Source organism: Pseudomonas sp. AC247, assembly GCF_979258015.1.
In genome coordinates this window covers 4,847,071-4,863,581 of sequence record NZ_OZ409829.1, presented here as the reverse complement: position 1 = coordinate 4,863,581, position 16,511 = coordinate 4,847,071, and the positions used below count along the sequence as shown (strand labels likewise).

Here is a 16,511-nt window from a genome sequence, read left to right as displayed (position 1 = left end):
AGAGAAGTGCATGACGCAAGTCACGGTGAAACAACTGGCCGATGAGGTCAAAACACCGGTAGAGCGCCTGTTGCAGCAGATGCGTGAGGCAGGTCTGCCGCACACCGCCGCCGAAGAAAATGTGACTGACAGTGAGAAGCAGTCCCTGCTGACTCACTTGAAAAGCAGCCACAAGGCGAAAGTGGAAGAACCACGCAAGATCACGCTGCAGCGTAAAACCACCAGCACCCTGCGTGTTGCTGGCAGCAAGAGCATCAGCGTTGAAGTCCGCAAAAAGAAAGTTTTCGTACAGCGCAGCCCGGAAGAAATCGAAGCCGAGCGCAAGCGTGAACTGGATGAGCGTCGCGCAGTAGAAAATGCTGCCCGTCAGAAGGCTGAAGAAGAAGCCAAGCAACGCGCCGAAGTAGAAGCGCGTAACCAGCCTGCTGCTGCGCAGAACGCTAACAGCGCTGCCGTTGCGGCGCCGGTTGCCGCTGCCGAACCTGTACGCGAAAGCGCACCGGTCGCTGCCGCTGCTCCAGCGCCGTCTGCCGAAGTTCGCAACAAGCAGAACGAACAGCGCCGTCCGGACAAGCCACGTGCCGACGATAACAATCGTCGCAGCGGCGGTGGTGATGGCGAGCGCAAAAACGCTCCGCATCGCGCCTCGGTCAAAGAAAAAGCGCCGGCGCCACGTGTGGCACCACGCACTACCGACGAAGAAAGTGATGGCTTCCGTCGTGGTGGTCGCGGCAAGGCCAAGCTGAAGAAGCGCAACGCCCACGGTTTCCAGAGCCCAACCGGCCCTGTCGTGCGTGATGTGCAGATCGGCGAGACCATCACTGTTGGCGATCTCGCCAATCAGATGTCGGTCAAGGCTGCTGAAATCATCAAGTTCATGTTCAAACTGGGTACCCCAGCGACCATCAACCAGGTGCTTGATCAGGAAACTGCTCAACTGGTAGCCGAAGAACTGGGCCACAAAGTGACCCTGGTCAGCGACACCGCCCTGGAAGATTCCCTGGCCGAGTCCCTGAAGTTTGAAGGTGAGTCGTTCTCCCGTGCACCGGTCGTGACCGTAATGGGCCACGTTGACCACGGTAAAACTTCCCTGCTCGACTACATCCGTCGTGCCAAGGTAGCTGCTGGCGAAGCCGGTGGTATCACCCAGCACATCGGTGCGTACCACGTTGAAACCGAACGCGGCATGGTCACCTTCCTCGACACCCCGGGTCACGCCGCGTTTACCGCAATGCGTGCTCGTGGTGCCAAGGCGACTGACATCGTGATTCTGGTAGTTGCAGCGGACGACGGCGTGATGCCGCAGACCATTGAAGCTGTTCAGCATGCGGTAGCGGCTGGCGTGCCATTGGTTGTTGCAGTGAACAAAATCGACAAGCCGGGCGCCGATCTCGATCGCATCCGTAGCGAACTGTCGGTTCACGGCGTGACGTCTGAAGAGTGGGGCGGTGATACGCCGTTCGTACCGGTTTCGGCGAAAGTCGGTACTGGCGTCGACGAGCTGCTCGAAGCCGTTCTGCTGCAAGCTGAAGTTCTCGAACTGAAGGCAACTCCATCGGCTCCTGGTCGTGGTGTTGTGGTTGAATCGCGTCTCGACAAAGGTCGTGGCCCGGTTGCAACCGTTCTGGTTCAAGACGGTACCCTGCGCCAAGGCGACATGGTCCTGGTCGGTTCGAACTATGGTCGTGTTCGCGCCATGCTCGACGAGAACGGCAAGCCAATCAAAGAAGCCGGTCCATCCATCCCTGTCGAGATCCTCGGCCTGGACGGTACCCCGGACGCTGGCGACGAGATGAGCGTAGTTGCTGACGAGAAGAAAGCCCGTGAAGTGGCTCTGTTCCGTCAAGGCAAGTTCCGCGAAGTCAAACTGGCTCGCGCTCACGCCGGCAAGCTGGAAAATATCTTCGAAAACATGGGTCAGGCCGAGAAGAAGACGCTCAACATCGTCCTCAAATCCGACGTCCGTGGTTCGCTGGAAGCGTTGAACGGTGCCTTGAATGGCCTGGGCAACGACGAAGTACAAGTGCGCGTAGTCGGCGGCGGTGTCGGTGGTATCACCGAGTCCGACGCTAACCTGGCACTGGCTTCCAACGCTGTACTGTTCGGCTTCAACGTGCGTGCCGATGCTGGCGCACGCAAGATCGTCGAGCAGGAAGGTCTGGATATGCGTTACTACAACGTGATCTACGACATCATCGAAGACGTCAAGAAAGCCCTGACCGGCATGCTCGGCAGCGATGTTCGCGAGAACATCCTGGGTGTGGCCGAAGTGCGTGACGTGTTCCGTTCGCCGAAGTTTGGCGCGATCGCAGGTTGCATGGTGATCGAAGGTGTTGTGCACCGTAACCGTCCAATCCGTGTACTGCGTGAAGACATCGTTATCTTCGAAGGCGAGCTGGAATCCCTGCGCCGCTTCAAGGATGACGCTTCCGAAGTACGTGCCGGCATGGAATGCGGTATCGGCGTTAAGAGCTACAACGACGTCAAAGTCGGCGACAAGATCGAAGTCTTCGAGAAGGTTCAGGTTGCTCGCAGCCTCTAACTCGCGCACTTCAGGAGCCGTGATGGTCGGCCGCACTCAAGGGTGTGGCGCATCACCCGGACTCTAAACGCAACGCCCGGTCTGGCTTTTGTCAGGCCGGGCGTTTGCCGCTTTCAGACCTGGCGGGTTTCACCGCCTGGCAGTAACAGGTAACAAAATCATGGCAAAAGAATACAGCCGTACCCAACGTATCGGCGATCAGATGCAGCGCGAGCTGGCCCAACTGATCCGTCGTGAAGTCAAAGATCCACGTGTGGGTCTGGTCACCATTACCGCTGTGGAAGTCAGCCGTGACGTCGGTCACGCAAAGATTTTCATCACCGTGATGGGGCAGGACAACGCTGAAGACATCGCGCAAAGCATCAAGGTGCTCAATTCCGCCGCAGGTTTCCTGCGTATGCAACTGGCCCGCGAAATGAAGCTGCGCAGCGTGCCGCAACTGCACTTCCACTACGACGAATCCGTCGTTCGTGGTGCGCATTTGTCGGCGCTGATCGAGCGTGCGGTGGCTGAAGACAATCAGCATCCGGTCGCTGCTGAACCTGAAGACACCAAGGAGTAATTCGGTGGCTCAGGTCAAACGTATCCGTCGTAACGTCAGCGGCATCATCCTGCTCGACAAGCCGCTGGGGTTCACCTCCAACGCCGCGTTGCAGAAGGTTCGCTGGTTGCTCAACGCCGAGAAGGCCGGTCACACCGGCAGCCTCGATCCGCTGGCCACTGGCGTCTTGCCGCTGTGCTTTGGCGAGGCGACCAAGTTCTCGCAATACCTGCTCGATTCCGACAAGGCTTATGAAACCCTCGCGCAACTGGGCAAGACCACCACCACGGCGGATGCCGAAGGTGAGGTTTTGCAGGAGCGCCCGGTGACCGTTGGTCGCGCCGATGTCGAAGCGGCATTGCCGAAATTTCGTGGGCAAATCAGTCAGATACCGCCGATGTACTCGGCACTCAAGCGTGATGGCCAGCCGCTGTACAAGTTGGCTCGTGCAGGCGAAGTAGTGGAGCGTGAACCGCGTTCTGTTACTATTGCGCGCTTGGAATTACTGGCCTTCGAAGGTGATACTGCGCGCCTTGCGGTGGATTGCAGCAAAGGCACCTATATTCGCACCCTGGTGGAGGATATCGGTGAGCAACTCGGTTGTGGTGCGTACGTCGCTGAATTGCGCCGTACCCAGGCCGGGCCTTTCACCCTGGCGCAGACCGTGACCCTCGAAGAGCTTGAAGCGGTACATGCCGAAGGCGGCAACGAAGCGGTGGATCGCTTCCTGATGCCATCGGACAGCGGCCTGCAGGATTGGCCGTTGCTGCACTTCTCCGAAGCGAGCGCGTTCTACTGGCTCAACGGCCAGCCGGTACGTGCCCCGGATGCTCCGAAGTTCGGCATGGTGCGGGTACAGGATCACAATGGTCGCTTCATCGGTATCGGTGAAGTGAGCGAAGACGGGCGCATCGCGCCACGTCGTTTGATTCGGTCAGAATGACCGGAACCGGCCTGTGTCACAGCAGGTCGGCGAGTGTGGCTGTTAACAGGCACGGTCACGACTCATTTATAGATACAGGGATTTGTCCCTGGCCTGTTGAAGCTGTTTCCCTGAAACAGTTTCCTGATAAAAGGATTGCCTCATGGCTCTCGACGTTCAAGAAAAAGCTCAAATCGTTGCTGACTACCAGCAAGCTGTTGGTGACACTGGTTCGCCAGAGGTGCAAGTTGCACTGCTGACCCACAACATCAACAAGCTGCAAGGTCACTTCAAGGCCAACGGTAAAGATCACCACTCCCGTCGTGGTCTGATCCGCATGGTAAACCAGCGTCGCAAGCTGCTGGACTACCTGAAAGGCAAGGATCTGGGTCGTTATCAGACTCTGATCGGTCGCCTGGGTCTGCGTCGCTAATCAGCGATTGCGCTATGAGGTTGGTTGTCTGTCGGACGTCTGCGGTTTACCGCCGGCGGCTTGCAGGCTCCCAGCCTCAAGTTTTATCTGGATACTCGTTTTACCCTGGACAGGCGTTGGGCCGATTCCCGACATTGCCCAAGAATTCGCAAGAAACCAGTTCCCCCAAGAGCCACAAAGAAGGTAGGACACCGTGAACCCGGTAATCAAAAAATTCCAGTTCGGTCAATCGACCGTTACCCTCGAGACTGGCCGTATCGCCCGTCAGGCCTCCGGCGCAGTATTGGTCACCGTTGACGACGACGTCAGCGTATTGGTGACTGTAGTCGGTGCAAAACAAGCTGATCCAGGCAAGGGCTTTTTCCCTCTGTCGGTTCACTACCAGGAAAAGACTTACGCTGCCGGTAAGATCCCTGGCGGTTTCTTCAAGCGTGAAGGCCGTCCTTCCGAGAAAGAAACCCTGACTTCCCGACTGATCGACCGTCCGATCCGTCCGCTGTTCCCAGAAGGCTTCATGAACGAAGTGCAGGTTGTCTGCACCGTCGTTTCCACCAGCAAGAAGACCGATCCGGACATCGCTGCGATGATCGGTACCTCGGCTGCCCTGGCGATCTCGGGCATCCCGTTTGACGGCCCGATCGGCGCTGCTCGCGTTGCTTTCCACGAAAGCACCGGCTACCTGCTGAACCCGACTTACGAGCAACAAGCTGCTTCGAGCCTGGACATGGTCGTTGCCGGTACTTCCGACGCCGTCCTGATGGTTGAATCGGAAGCCAAAGAGCTGACCGAAGACCAGATGCTGGGCGCGGTACTGTTTGCTCACGACGAGTTCCAGGTGGTGATCAACGCCGTCAAAGAACTGGCCGCTGAAGCTGCCAAGCCAACCTGGAACTGGGCTCCTGCTCCAGAAGCCACCGAACTGCTGGGCGCTATCCGTGCCGAGTTCGGCGACGCTATCTCCCAGGCTTACACCATCACCATCAAGGCCGACCGTTACGCTCGCCTGGGTGAGCTGAAGGATCAGGTGGTTGCCAAGCTGTCCGGTGAAGAAGGCCAGCCTTCGTCCAGCGAAGTCAAAGCTGCTTTCGGCGAAATCGAATACCGCACCGTTCGCGAAAACATCGTAAACGGCAAGCCACGTATCGACGGTCGCGACACCAAAACCGTACGTCCGCTGAACATCGAAGTCGGCGTTCTGCCGAAGACTCACGGTTCGGCGCTGTTCACCCGTGGTGAAACCCAGGCTCTGGTAGTCGCGACTCTGGGCACTGCCCGTGACGCACAGCTGCTGGACACCCTGGAAGGCGAGAAAAAAGACCCGTTCATGCTGCACTACAACTTCCCTCCGTTCTCGGTGGGCGAGTGTGGTCGCATGGGTGGCGCTGGTCGTCGTGAAATCGGTCACGGCCGTCTGGCCCGTCGTTCGGTTTCGGCCATGCTGCCAGCCGCTGACGTGTTCCCGTACACCATCCGTGTGGTTTCGGAAATCACCGAATCCAACGGTTCGAGCTCGATGGCTTCCGTTTGCGGCGCTTCCCTGGCCCTGATGGACGCTGGCGTGCCGATGAAGGCGCCGGTTGCCGGTATCGCCATGGGTCTGGTTAAAGAAGGCGAGAAATTCGCCGTCCTGACCGACATCCTCGGTGACGAAGACCACCTGGGCGACATGGACTTCAAAGTAGCCGGTACCGCCAAAGGTGTTACCGCGCTGCAGATGGACATCAAGATCAAAGGCATCACCGAAGAAATCATGGAGATCGCTCTGGGCCAAGCCCTGGAAGCGCGCCTGAACATCCTCGGTCAGATGAACCAGATCATCGGCCAGTCGCGTACCGAACTGTCGGCCAACGCTCCGACCATGATCGCGATGAAAATCGACACCGACAAAATCCGTGACGTTATCGGTAAAGGTGGCGCGACCATCCGTGCGATCTGCGAAGAAACCAAGGCTTCGATCGACATCGAAGACGACGGTTCGATCAAGATCTTCGGCGAAACCAAGGAAGCTGCTGAAGCTGCACGTCAGCGCGTTCTGGGTATCACCGCTGAAGCCGAGATCGGCAAGATCTACGTGGGCAAGGTTGAGCGCATCGTCGACTTCGGCGCATTCGTCAACATCCTGCCGGGCAAGGACGGTCTGGTGCACATCTCGATGCTGAGCGACGCTCGCGTAGAGAAAGTGACCGACATCCTGAAAGAAGGCCAGGAAGTGGAAGTGCTGGTACTGGACGTGGACAACCGCGGCCGTATCAAGCTGTCCATCAAAGACGTGGCAGCTGCAAAGGCTTCGGGCGTTTAATTACCCCCAGGCGTTAGCGCAATGAAAATGCCCCGCCGTGAAAACGGCGGGGCATTTTTTTGTCTGGCATAAAGCAATTGTGGCGAGGGGATTTATCCCCGTTCGGCTGCGCAGCAGTCGTAAAACCAGACACTGCGGACTGCCTGAAACACCGAGGTGTTGGATTCACGGCCGCTGCGCTGCCGAACGGGGATAAATCCCCTCGCCACAAATGGGAGTTTCAAGAGATAACCATCAGGCAACCCACAAATTTGCCGCAGCACACGACCGGTGCTAGGTTTAGCCCACCGCCCGTGTAGCTCAGCCGGTAGAGCAGCGCACTCGTAACGCGAAGGTCGCAGGTTCGATTCCTGTCTCGGGCACCAACCTCTTTATTTCACCTTGCGGCTCAGGTCCTCGACGGTACGTTTGAGCTGATCCATGGCCCGATCCTGATCATTGATCTTCTGTTTCAGATTGGAAATCTCGCTGCTGCTCGAGCTTGAGCTCGAACCGCTGTTGCGCTTGAGGTCTTCGACCTGACGACCGAGCGTGTCCAGCTCACGATCCTGTTCCTTGATCTTGTTCTTCAGGTCATCGATGTCCCTGCTGCTGGAGTTTGAGCTCGAACCGCCGCTGCGCTTGAGGTCTTCGATCTGGCGCGATTGCTCGCTGATCGTGTCACGCATTTTTTTCAGTTCATCGATGCTGATATCGCTTCTGATCACCACGTCTTTGCCGTAATCGTTGTGAATCAGCGAAACCTTGTCGCCGTAGGACGGGCTACTGGAGCTCAGCTCAACCGCCATCGCGCTGGCGGGAAGCGCCAGAACGGCAAGCAGCGTGGTAGCGGACACAACAGAAGAGATTTTTGAAAAGCTGCGCATCACTGGTTTTCCTTGTGAACAGCGAAGATGAGTGCCGAACTGGCACATCGCTATGACTGGAAAAGTGCATTTATGTTCCGCAGGTCAACTTTTTGTGCGAGAGATGTAAAGAGCCGTGTAATTCGTCATGCAAACGTCCTATATTCGGTGCCTGCATGAGCATCGCTTAGCAGTTTTCAGATGATCCCGAATGGTTCCGAAGGCCGGACAAATCCGCGTCAGAGAGATCCTTGATGATCCAGATCCATCCTCCATTCTTACGATCAACGAGAACGCCATGACCGAACTAACTCAAGAGCAACGTCACGAACAAGCGCTGGAAAAGTACATTCTGGACGTACCGGACCTGAAGGACGAGATCAAGGACCTGAGTCCTGATGATCAAAAAGATCAGATCCAGTGGGCCTTCGAAGACGAAGCCGAAGCTCAGGGCCTGCAGCCGTGGGAGCTGACGCTCAAGTACACGAGCACGCCGGAGGAGTTCGAGGCGCAGCGCCTCGTGCTGCACAAAGAGGCGGCCGAAGTACTGGGTGTCGAGTGGGATGAGTACTGCGAGATGAACAATCTTGTCGTCTAAGAGCAGCCAGGAGCTACAAGTTTCAAGCTACAAGTCAAAGCAAAAGCGCTTTGGCTTGTAGCTTGTAGCTCGCATCTTGTCGCTGCTGTTTAAAGGCTGAGACGCATCGACAGGTCGACCGCTTTGACATCCTTGGTCATTGCGCCGATCGAGATGTAGTCCACCCCGGTTTCGGCGATCGGCAGCAGCGTGCTTTCGTTGATGCCACCGCTCGCTTCCAGTTTCGCCTTGCCGCCGTTCAGGCGCACGGCTTCGCGCATGTCATCCAGGCTCAGTTCGTCGAGCATGATGATGTCGGCGCCGGCCGCCAGCGCTTCCTTCAGTTCTTCCAGGCTTTCCACTTCGATTTCCACCGGTTTGCCCGGCGCGATCTTGTGCGCGGCGGCAATGGCTTGCGGGATGCCGCCGCTGGCTGCGATGTGGTTTTCCTTGATCAGGAAGGCGTCGTACAGACCGATGCGGTGGTTGTGGCAGCCGCCGCAGGTTACTGCGTATTTCTGCGCCAGGCGCAGGCCCGGCAGGGTTTTACGGGTATCGAGCAGCTTGACGTCAGTAGCGCCGACGAAGTCTGCGAGGTACTGCGCGCGCGTGGCCACACCTGATAGCAGTTGCAGGAAGTTCAGCGCACTGCGCTCACCGGTCAGCAGCGAGCGCGCCGGGCCTTCCAGATGAAACAGCGGCTGATTGGGTTTGACCCGCTCGCCATCGACCACTTGCCAATGCACCGCGACGCGCGGATCGAGCTGACGGAACACCGCATCGACCCATGCAGTGCCGCAGATGACGGCTTCGTCACGAGTGATGATGGTGGCTTTGGCCAGGCGTTCGGCCGGGATCAGTTGCGCGGTGATGTCGCCGCTGCCGACGTCTTCGAGTAACGCACGGCGCACGTTGGCTTCGATTTCGGCGGTCAAATCGGCGAGACGTAGATTCGGCATAACGGGCTCCACAAACAAAGTGGTTCGATTATAGGGGCATGGCATCGGCCAACCCAAGGCGAGAACTCGCGTGCTTGACTGCATCCGGTCGAATTTCTTTGAGCAAACACCCGGCGAGCGTGGTCTGTGCAAGGTACCGGTACCTAGGGGAAACCCTGACGGCTATAGATTCGGGGACATCTTTTGCAAGATAATCCGCCTTGCATTTGACGTCATAGCTTTGACGTAAAGGCTGCATCTGCCGAATGACGCCGAGAGGCGCGAGGCTGATTGCAATCAGGCTCGTTCCACCGTTACTGCGCTGACAGACAGGACGCGAGCGCGAGCAGGCTCACTCCTACACAGGGAATCGTGTTGCCGCAGCGCACTCGATGTTTCTGCCAAGAAGAATCACCGTTTCAGGAGGCTTGGATGCACAACGACGGGAAAGTAGTGCCTTTGCACAAGGCCGCTACCGATCAGGCGAATCACTCGCCGCTCGCCCGCCTGCCTGTGATTCTGCTTCAGGTTCGCGACAAGGCCGCGCAGCAGCTGCGCCATGGATTGCAGGAGCTGTTTGATAACGCCGATGACACGCTGTTTGAAATGGCTGATCGGGCGCGGAATGATGTCGAGCAGAACATCTTTTTCGAGGCCATGCGCGACCTGCGCCTCAAGCGCAAAAATATCGAGCGGGGCTTTCTCGAGCTGTTTTTCGAGGCCTTCGTCAGCCTCACCCAATACGCCCCCACGCACAACGCGCTGCCGCGCACGCTGATGTTCGAAGAGTCGGCGCCGCGCACCGATGACATGGAGCGCAGCGTGGCGGTCGAGACCATGGTCGGTCGTGTGCTCAAGCGGGACGGCTTCGCGCTCGATCAATTGACCACGCGGCTCAACGCCTTGCTCGGCAATACCCTCGACGATCAGCACAACCCGCTCGGCCCGGCGATGCTCTGCGAGTACTTCTTGCAGGCCGGGCGCAATCTGGGCGTGGAGATCAAGGTCAAGCTGATCCTGCTCAAGTTGTTCGAGCGCTATGTGCTCGCCGACACCGAACAGCTTTACGCGCAGGCCAACCAGCTCCTGCTTGCCACCGGTGTGCTTCCGGCGTTGAAGCCAGCACCGACGCGGCGCGCCATTGATCGCGCGGCTGCCAGCGTCTACAGCGAAGAAAGTCACGAGCCGACGCCCGCTGACGAAAGCGTGCAGGAGGTCTTCGCCGCACTGCAGGAGTTGCTGTTGCATGTGCGCGGCAGCGTTGCTCCGACGCTGGAGCCAAGTGGCGCCACCCAACCGATCACCACGCGCGATTTGCTGCGTCTGCTTTCGCATTTGCAGCAATACGTGCCCGCACTCGCCGCGCAGGACGACTTCGATCTGCGCAATCAGCTGGAACAACTGCTGACGCGGGTCAGCGTCAGAAGCGGCAAGTCGCGGATTGTCGGCGGGGCAGATGAAGATGTGATCAACCTGATCGCCATGGTCTTCGATTGCATTCTCGACGATCGCAACGTGCCGGATTCGCTGAAGGCGCTGATCGCCCGTTTGCAGATTCCGATGCTCAAGGTCGCGGTGCTCGACAAAAGCTTTTTCAGCCGCGGTAGTCATCCGGCGCGGCGCCTGCTCAACGAAATTGCCGACGCGGCCATGGGCTGGAGCGATTGCGACAGTGAGGCGCGCGACAGTTTGTACGTGCGCATCGAACAAGTGGTGCAACGCCTGCTGACCGATTTTGTCGATGACCCGGCGATTTTTTCCGAGTTGCTCGCCGACTTCCTCGCATTCACCAGCGATGAACGCCGCCGCAGTGAATTGCTTGAGCAGCGTTTGCGCGATGCCGAAGAGGGACGCGCGAAAACCGAGTTGGCCCGGCGCCGGGTCGAGCAGGCGTTGAATCAGGCCTTGCTGGGTAAAGTCCTGCCGCCAGCGGTGGTGACCTTCGTCCAGAATGCCTGGAGCAAAGTGCTGCTGCTGACCTGCCTCAAACATGGCGATCAGTCCGCCGAGTGGCAGGCCGATGTGCAGACCATGGAACAACTGATCTGGAGTGTGCAGCGCCATGACCACGCCGAGTCGAGCCTGCGCCTGCTGGCGTTGGTGCCGGGGTTGCTCAAGTCACTGCGCGATGGCCTGAGCAGTTCGGCGTTCGATCCGTTCGCAACCAGCGAATTTTTCAGCGAACTCGAAGCCCTGCATGTGCGGGTGCTGGAGCGTTCTGCCGAGACGGATCAGGCCGCGATGATGGTCGAGGTGTCGCAGCAGATCGTTTTGCAGGCCGCCGACGAGGGCTCGCTGGAGCTGACCTCGGTCCGTTTGCCCCATGACGACGCGGGTCTGCGCCAGGTCGATCAGTTGCGCCTTGGCAGTTGGGTGGCGTTTCAGGAAGACGATGAACACAGCTTGCGCTGCAAACTGGCTGCCATCATCGAGGCCACGGGCAAATACGTCTTTGTCGATCGCACCGGGATGAAAGTGCGCGAGCGCAGTCGCACCGGGCTCGCCCTGGAATTTCGTCGCGGCGCAGTGCGCGCGCTGGACGATACCTTGCTGTTCGACCGGGCGCTGGAGTCAGTGCTGGGCAATCTGCGGCGACTCAATCGCGCCAAGTGATCGCGCGCCGGGGGCCGATCACGGCATACTGGGCGCCAACACAGTCGGCGTTGAAGGAATCGGTATGCAGTTGGATCCCGCTAGCGGGTGGTGTCACGGGGTGCAGGTCTGCCCATCGCCCAACTTCAATGAGCGCCCTGCGGGCGAAGTCTCCCTGTTGGTCATCCACAACATCAGCCTGCCACCGGCGCAGTTCGCCACCGGCAAGGTGCAGGAATTTTTCCAGAATCGTCTGGATGTCACTGAACATCCGTACTTTGCCGGGATCGCCGACTTGCGCGTCTCCGCGCACTTTCTGATCGAACGTGACGGCAAGGTCACCCAGTTTGTCTCCTGTCTTGAGCGGGCGTGGCATGCGGGCGTGTCGATTTTCGACGGCCGCGAAACCTGTAACGATTTTTCCGTGGGCATCGAGCTCGAAGGTACCGATGATCTACCGTTCACCGACGCGCAGTATCAGGCGTTGACGACGCTGACCCAGCAGTTGCAAGCAGCATTTCCGGCCATCACCGGCGCCCGCATTTGTGGGCACAGCGACATAGCACCCGGGCGTAAGACCGATCCTGGCCCGGCATTCGACTGGGCGCGTTACCGCGCAGCCCTGGCACAAGAGGAAGGACAATGAGTTTTCTGGTGTTACTGCTGGCGGTCTGGATCGAGAAGTTTTCGGCCCTGCGCCATCGGCTTCAACGCGATGGCGGATGGATCCGCGAACTGAACAAACTCGAAAGCAGTCAGCGGTTGGCGAAACAACCCTGGCTGGTGCTGACGATTCTGGTGCTGTTGCCGGTGGCATTGTTGGCGCTGTTGCTGGTGGTGCTGGAGCCGGTGGCTTATGGCCTGTTGGCGTTGCCGGTGCATTTGCTGGTGGTGATTTACAGTCTGGGGCGCGGCGATCTGCTCGGCGGCCTCGGCCCGTTTCGTGATGCCTGGCGCCGTGAGGATCTGCAGGCAGCGGCCCACGTGGCCAAGCGCGATCTGAATATTTGCGCCGACAGCGGCGAGCAATTGCTTGATCGGGTGCAGGGGCATTTGTTGTGGGAGGCCTATCAAAGCTTCTTCGCAGTGATTTTCTGGTATTTCCTGCTCGGTCCGGTGGCCGCATTGGCCTATCGCTTGCTGGCGCTGGCCGAGGAGCACGGCAAGAACCCGGCGCTGGTTGAACGTGCCGCGCAACTGCGCCACGCCTTCGACTGGGTGCCGGTACGTCTGCTGGCGGCGAGTTTTGCCTTGGTCGGCAACTTCGTCGCGGTTGGCCGGGTCATGCTGCATGAGCTGCTGAACTGGCACATCAGCGCCGCACAACTGATCAACAAGGTCGGTTTGGTCGCGGGCGAGATCCCGCCGCCGGTGGTTGGGCCGGAAGGCATCACCACCCTCGACAGCCTGTGGGAACTGCTGCTGCGTGCGGCGGTGCTGTGGTATGCCGGGTTTGCCCTGTGGACTGTTCTGATCCACTAGCCAGTTGGGGCGAACTCCTATGTGGACAGTCCTGATTCACTAACCAACTAAAGCGAACTCCTTTGTGGCGAGGGGATTTATCCCCGATGGGCTGCGCAGCAGCCCCAAAACCATCCTCCACGATTTATCAGATACAACGCCTGTTCAGCTATTGGGGCCGCTTCGCGCCCCATCGGGGATAAATCCCCTCGCCACAATGGTTTTGTATTGTCCTCGCACCGTTAACCTTAAGTTACAAAACCTCCCGCCGATTTGCGCTATACAGTGATGGCGCCCGATAGTGGCTATCTGCCGTCGCCCCGCGCCTGCCAATAAAAACAAGAAAAACCAAGGGAGACTTCCAGTGAAGAGCTTGCTCTATCCCGCCGTCTCGCTGATGAACCGTCTGAGCTTCGGCATGAAGTTCAGCTTGATCAGCGTGCTGTTCCTGGTGCCGATGCTGGTGACCAATTTCTATCTGGTGCGCGATTCCTACCGTGAATTCCAGGGCACTCGGGTCGAGTTGCAAAGTCTCGATCTGCTCGGCAGCAGCCTGACCCTGCGCCGGGATCTGGAGACCCTGAACAATCTGGTGCAGATCAACGTCACCCTCGGCCAATCCGGCAAGGCCGGCACTGTCGAAGCCAAGATCAGTACCCTTGAGCAAACCGTGCTGGCGCGTCTGCAAGGGCTGACGGCGATGACCGACGATCCCGAGCAGATCAAGGTGTTCGACGGCAAGCGCGATGAAATGATCGCCGCGTTCAAGGCCCAGCAAGCGGAAAACTCGCTACAAAGCAAAAGTGCGTTGATTGGCAAGCTGCTCAGCAGTGCGCAGATCTTCAGCCAGATCATCACCAGCCAGGCCGGCCTGAGCCGTGACAATCAGGGTGACATCCGCCAGCTCAGCGAGCTGGTGACCCTGATCACGCCAGGCATTACCCAAGCCCTCGGCGAAGGTCGGGCGATAGGCTCGTATTCGCTGGCACAGGGTTTTCTCAACAGTGCCTCCAGCACGCGTTTCGATGAGTTGCTGGGGAAGATTGAAAAACTCCAGGCCGAGTACGGCTTGAAGCTGCAGGATGCCCTCGGCTCCAGCAAAGCTGCGCGTGACACCCTCAGCGCTCAGGCCGACGACAGCGGGGCCTCGCTGAAGCAGGCCAGCGAACTGTTCGAAGAACAGGTGGTGATGGCTGACACCCTCGATGCGCCGTGGCAGGGGTTTTACGATCAGGTCACCGCGCTGATGGACAAGACCTATGCGCTTAACGAAGCCTCGCTGAAATTTCTCGACACTCAACTGCAACAACGTCTGGCGCATAACCGCACGCACATGGTCTTGCAGGCCGTGGCGTTGTCGGTGGTGTTTGTGCTGATTTTCTATCTCTATGGCGGTTTCTACGCCTCGACCCGCACCACGCTCAAGCGCCTCGGCGCGATGATGGACAAGGTCGCGGCGGGGGACATGACGGTCAACTTTGTTGCTCACAGCCGCGATGAACTTGGCGAGTTGGGCGAAGTGTTCAATGGCACCGTGAAGAAGATTCACGACTTGATCGAACGTGTCGGCCACACCGTCGGTGAAGTCGAGCGGCAAGCCGGACAGGTCGAAAACGTCTCGGCGCAGAGCAATCAGGCGGTCGCCGGGCAACGCACGCAGATTGAACAAGTGGCGACGGCGATGAACCAGATGTCGGCGACCTCACTGGAAGTCGCGCGCAGTGCCGCCGCAGCCGTGAGCAGCGCCCACAGCGTCAATGATGAAACCATCAGTGGCCGTGGTCTGGTCGAGTCTCAGCAGGGCAGCATTGCCGCGCTGGCCAGCGAAATTGACCAGTCGGTGCGGGTGATCAACCAATTGGCCAGTGACAGCCAGTCGATCAGCCGGGTACTTGAAGTGATCAAAAGCATCGCCGAACAGACCAATCTGCTGGCGCTCAACGCTGCGATCGAAGCGGCTCGCGCCGGGGAGCAGGGCCGTGGTTTTGCCGTGGTCGCGGACGAAGTGCGCACGCTGGCCAAACGCACCCAGCAGTCCACCGAAGAGATTGAGCAGATGATTGCCAAACTGCATGGTGGGGTCGGCGCGGCGGTGAAGGCCATGGGGGTCAGCCATCAAATGGCTAGCGGCACGGTCGGGCAGTCGGAAAAAGTCCAGCAGGCGCTGGAAAACATCCTTGGCGCTGTGGGCATGATCGTCGATCAGAACCAGCAGATTGCGGCAGCAGTGGAACAGCAAACGGCTGTGGCCCATGACATCGACCAGAACATCGTCGAGATCAACCGCGCCGGCGAGCGCACCGCCCACGGCGCGCACCAGACCGAAGATGCCAGCCGCGCGCTCTCTGCCCAGGTCGTCGAGCTAAAACAACTGATCAGCGCCTTCCGCGTCTGAGTCGTATCTTAAAACCCTGTGCGAACCTTTGTGGCGAGGGGATTTATCCCCGATGGGGCGCGAAGCGCCCCCAAAACCTGAAACAGAGTTTTATCTGATAAAACGTGAACTATGGTTTTGGGGCCGCTTCGCAGCCCATCGGGGATAAATCCCCTCACCACAAAAGCCCGATTCCACAGGGAGAAGTGTTACCAGCCAAACACTTCGCAGCTGTTGGCGGTGCTGGCGGCGGCGAGTTGTTGCGGGGTGATTTTCATCAATTCAGCCAACGCTGTGCAAATCGCCGGCAAGTGCGCCGGTGTATTGCGGACACCTGGGAACATCGCCGGCGCCATGTCCGGTGAATCGGTTTCCAGCACGATCGATTCCAGCGGCAAGTCCGCCAATACCCGATGCATACGCAACGCCTGCGGCCAGGTCGGTGCGCCGCCCAGACCCAGTTTGAAACCCAGTTTGATGTATTCCCGCGCCTCTTCACGGCTGCCGGCAAAGGCGTGGATGATCCCCGCGCGTTCAAGCTTGAAGCGCTTGAGCGTGGCGATCACCGCGGCGTGGCTGCGGCGCACATGGATCAGCGCCGGCAATGCAAAGTCCGCTGCCAGTTGCAGCTGTGCTTCGAACAGCGACTGTTGGCGCTCGCGATCCAGCGTTTCGATGAAGTAATCCAGACCGATTTCGCCCACCGCGCACAGCTGTCGATGACCGCGCAGCCGGGTCAGCCAATCACCCAGTGCCGTCAAATCTTCCGGACGATGCTGATCGAGATACACCGGGTGCAAGCCGAACGCCGCGTGCAAATCGACATCGCTGCGCACCAGATCCCACACCCGTTGCCAATTACCCTCGTATACACCCAATACCACGATCCGCCGCACCCCGAGGGCGCGGCTTTCGGCCAGCAATGCCGGGCGATCGGCGTCGAAGTCGGGGAAGTCGAGGTGGGTGTGGCTGTCGATCAGCTCCACG

13 protein-coding genes, 1 tRNA gene and 1 pseudogene are annotated in these 16,511 nt (G+C 58.9%); 12 read left to right on the top strand and 3 right to left on the bottom strand.

All coding sequences use genetic code 11. The features are described from left to right. The first annotated feature begins 10 nt into the window (after positions 1 to 10). The 6 genes from infB to ACZZ0B_RS22120 all read left to right on the top strand — a co-directional run bounded on the left by infB (position 11) and on the right by ACZZ0B_RS22120 (position 7,102). The gene (gene infB, locus ACZZ0B_RS22145) at positions 11 to 2,542 is read left to right on the top strand and encodes a translation initiation factor IF-2 (RefSeq protein WP_008088343.1); all 2,532 of its coding nucleotides are present in this window, start codon (positions 11 to 13) and stop codon (positions 2,540 to 2,542) included. A gap of 160 nt (positions 2,543 to 2,702) precedes the next feature. After that, positions 2,703 to 3,104 carry a 30S ribosome-binding factor RbfA gene (rbfA, locus tag ACZZ0B_RS22140; RefSeq protein WP_008088344.1) on the top strand — a complete coding sequence of 134 codons (402 nt, stop codon included), beginning with the start codon at positions 2,703 to 2,705 and terminating at the stop codon, positions 3,102 to 3,104. 4 nt (positions 3,105 to 3,108) lie between these two features. Then, positions 3,109 to 4,026, top strand: a complete 918-nt coding sequence (gene truB, locus ACZZ0B_RS22135) for a tRNA pseudouridine(55) synthase TruB (protein WP_008088346.1) — start codon at positions 3,109 to 3,111, stop codon at positions 4,024 to 4,026. A gap of 142 nt (positions 4,027 to 4,168) precedes the next feature. After that, the gene (gene rpsO, locus ACZZ0B_RS22130; protein ID WP_003177875.1) at positions 4,169 to 4,438 is read left to right on the top strand and encodes a 30S ribosomal protein S15; all 270 of its coding nucleotides are present in this window, start codon (positions 4,169 to 4,171) and stop codon (positions 4,436 to 4,438) included. A gap of 193 nt (positions 4,439 to 4,631) precedes the next feature. Continuing rightward, complete coding sequence (gene pnp, locus ACZZ0B_RS22125) at positions 4,632 to 6,737, top strand: polyribonucleotide nucleotidyltransferase (protein WP_008088348.1); 2,106 nt, start codon at positions 4,632 to 4,634, stop codon at positions 6,735 to 6,737. A 289-nt stretch (positions 6,738 to 7,026) separates the two neighbouring features. Beyond that, positions 7,027 to 7,102 (top strand) — tRNA-Thr (locus ACZZ0B_RS22120). Between the two features lie 6 nt (positions 7,103 to 7,108). Here the strand turns inward: ACZZ0B_RS22120 and ACZZ0B_RS22115 are convergent. After that, positions 7,109 to 7,603, bottom strand: a complete 495-nt coding sequence (locus ACZZ0B_RS22115; protein WP_440093133.1) for a hypothetical protein — start codon at positions 7,601 to 7,603, stop codon at positions 7,109 to 7,111. Positions 7,604 to 7,880: 277 nt separating this feature from the next. Between ACZZ0B_RS22115 and ACZZ0B_RS22110 the strand changes: the two genes are divergently transcribed. Next, positions 7,881 to 8,180 carry a DUF6388 family protein gene (locus ACZZ0B_RS22110; protein ID WP_008088353.1) on the top strand — a complete coding sequence of 100 codons (300 nt, stop codon included), beginning with the start codon at positions 7,881 to 7,883 and terminating at the stop codon, positions 8,178 to 8,180. Between the two features lie 89 nt (positions 8,181 to 8,269). On the opposite strand, the gene nadC is transcribed toward ACZZ0B_RS22110, so the two are convergent. Then, positions 8,270 to 9,118 carry a carboxylating nicotinate-nucleotide diphosphorylase gene (nadC, locus tag ACZZ0B_RS22105; protein WP_008088355.1) on the bottom strand — a complete coding sequence of 283 codons (849 nt, stop codon included), beginning with the start codon at positions 9,116 to 9,118 and terminating at the stop codon, positions 8,270 to 8,272. 411 nt (positions 9,119 to 9,529) lie between these two features. Between nadC and ACZZ0B_RS22100 the strand changes: the two genes are divergently transcribed. The 5 genes and pseudogenes from ACZZ0B_RS22100 (at position 9,530) to ACZZ0B_RS22080 (ending at position 15,545) form a co-directional block, all read left to right on the top strand. Then, positions 9,530 to 11,710 carry a DUF1631 domain-containing protein gene (locus ACZZ0B_RS22100; protein WP_463546234.1) on the top strand — a complete coding sequence of 727 codons (2,181 nt, stop codon included), beginning with the start codon at positions 9,530 to 9,532 and terminating at the stop codon, positions 11,708 to 11,710. 64 nt (positions 11,711 to 11,774) lie between these two features. Beyond that, on the top strand, positions 11,775 to 12,335 hold the full coding sequence (ampD, locus tag ACZZ0B_RS22095) for a 1,6-anhydro-N-acetylmuramyl-L-alanine amidase AmpD (RefSeq protein WP_008088360.1): 561 nt from the start codon (positions 11,775 to 11,777) through the stop codon (positions 12,333 to 12,335). Then, positions 12,332 to 13,171: a regulatory signaling modulator protein AmpE gene (ampE, locus tag ACZZ0B_RS22090; protein WP_463546233.1), complete on the top strand. Its 840-nt coding sequence runs from the start codon at positions 12,332 to 12,334 to the stop codon at positions 13,169 to 13,171. The genes ampD and ampE overlap by 4 nt, the downstream gene beginning before the upstream one ends. Before the next feature lie 376 nt (positions 13,172 to 13,547). Continuing rightward, positions 13,548 to 14,687: pseudogene (locus ACZZ0B_RS22085) on the top strand (HAMP domain-containing protein); the annotation flags it as partial. A 144-nt stretch (positions 14,688 to 14,831) separates the two neighbouring features. Beyond that, positions 14,832 to 15,545, top strand: a complete 714-nt coding sequence (locus ACZZ0B_RS22080) for a methyl-accepting chemotaxis protein (RefSeq protein WP_463546957.1) — start codon at positions 14,832 to 14,834, stop codon at positions 15,543 to 15,545. Between the two features lie 188 nt (positions 15,546 to 15,733). Here ACZZ0B_RS22080 and ACZZ0B_RS22075 read toward each other — a convergent pair whose 3' ends face one another. Beyond that, positions 15,734 to 16,510 (bottom strand): TatD family hydrolase, encoded by a 777-nt coding sequence (locus ACZZ0B_RS22075; protein ID WP_463546232.1) that lies wholly within the window; start codon positions 16,508 to 16,510, stop codon positions 15,734 to 15,736. Position 16,511: the final 1 nt, after the last annotated feature.

Bases quoted from the DNA above. Each gene is read 5' to 3' on its own strand.
- rbfA (WP_008088344.1), top strand. From the start codon at position 2,703: ATGGCAAAAGAATACAGCCGTACCCAACGTATCGGCGATCAGATGCAG.
- infB (WP_008088343.1), top strand. From the start codon at position 11: ATGACGCAAGTCACGGTGAAACAACTGGCCGATGAGGTCAAAACACCG.
- ACZZ0B_RS22115 (WP_440093133.1), bottom strand. From the start codon at position 7,603: ATGCGCAGCTTTTCAAAAATCTCTTCTGTTGTGTCCGCTACCACGCTG.
- ampE (WP_463546233.1), top strand. From the start codon at position 12,332: ATGAGTTTTCTGGTGTTACTGCTGGCGGTCTGGATCGAGAAGTTTTCG.
- ACZZ0B_RS22110 (WP_008088353.1), top strand. From the start codon at position 7,881: ATGACCGAACTAACTCAAGAGCAACGTCACGAACAAGCGCTGGAAAAG.
- rpsO (WP_003177875.1), top strand. From the start codon at position 4,169: ATGGCTCTCGACGTTCAAGAAAAAGCTCAAATCGTTGCTGACTACCAG.
- ampD (WP_008088360.1), top strand. From the start codon at position 11,775: ATGCAGTTGGATCCCGCTAGCGGGTGGTGTCACGGGGTGCAGGTCTGC.
- ACZZ0B_RS22100 (WP_463546234.1), top strand. From the start codon at position 9,530: ATGCACAACGACGGGAAAGTAGTGCCTTTGCACAAGGCCGCTACCGAT.
- nadC (WP_008088355.1), bottom strand. From the start codon at position 9,118: ATGCCGAATCTACGTCTCGCCGATTTGACCGCCGAAATCGAAGCCAAC.
- ACZZ0B_RS22080 (WP_463546957.1), top strand. From the start codon at position 14,832: ATGAACCAGATGTCGGCGACCTCACTGGAAGTCGCGCGCAGTGCCGCC.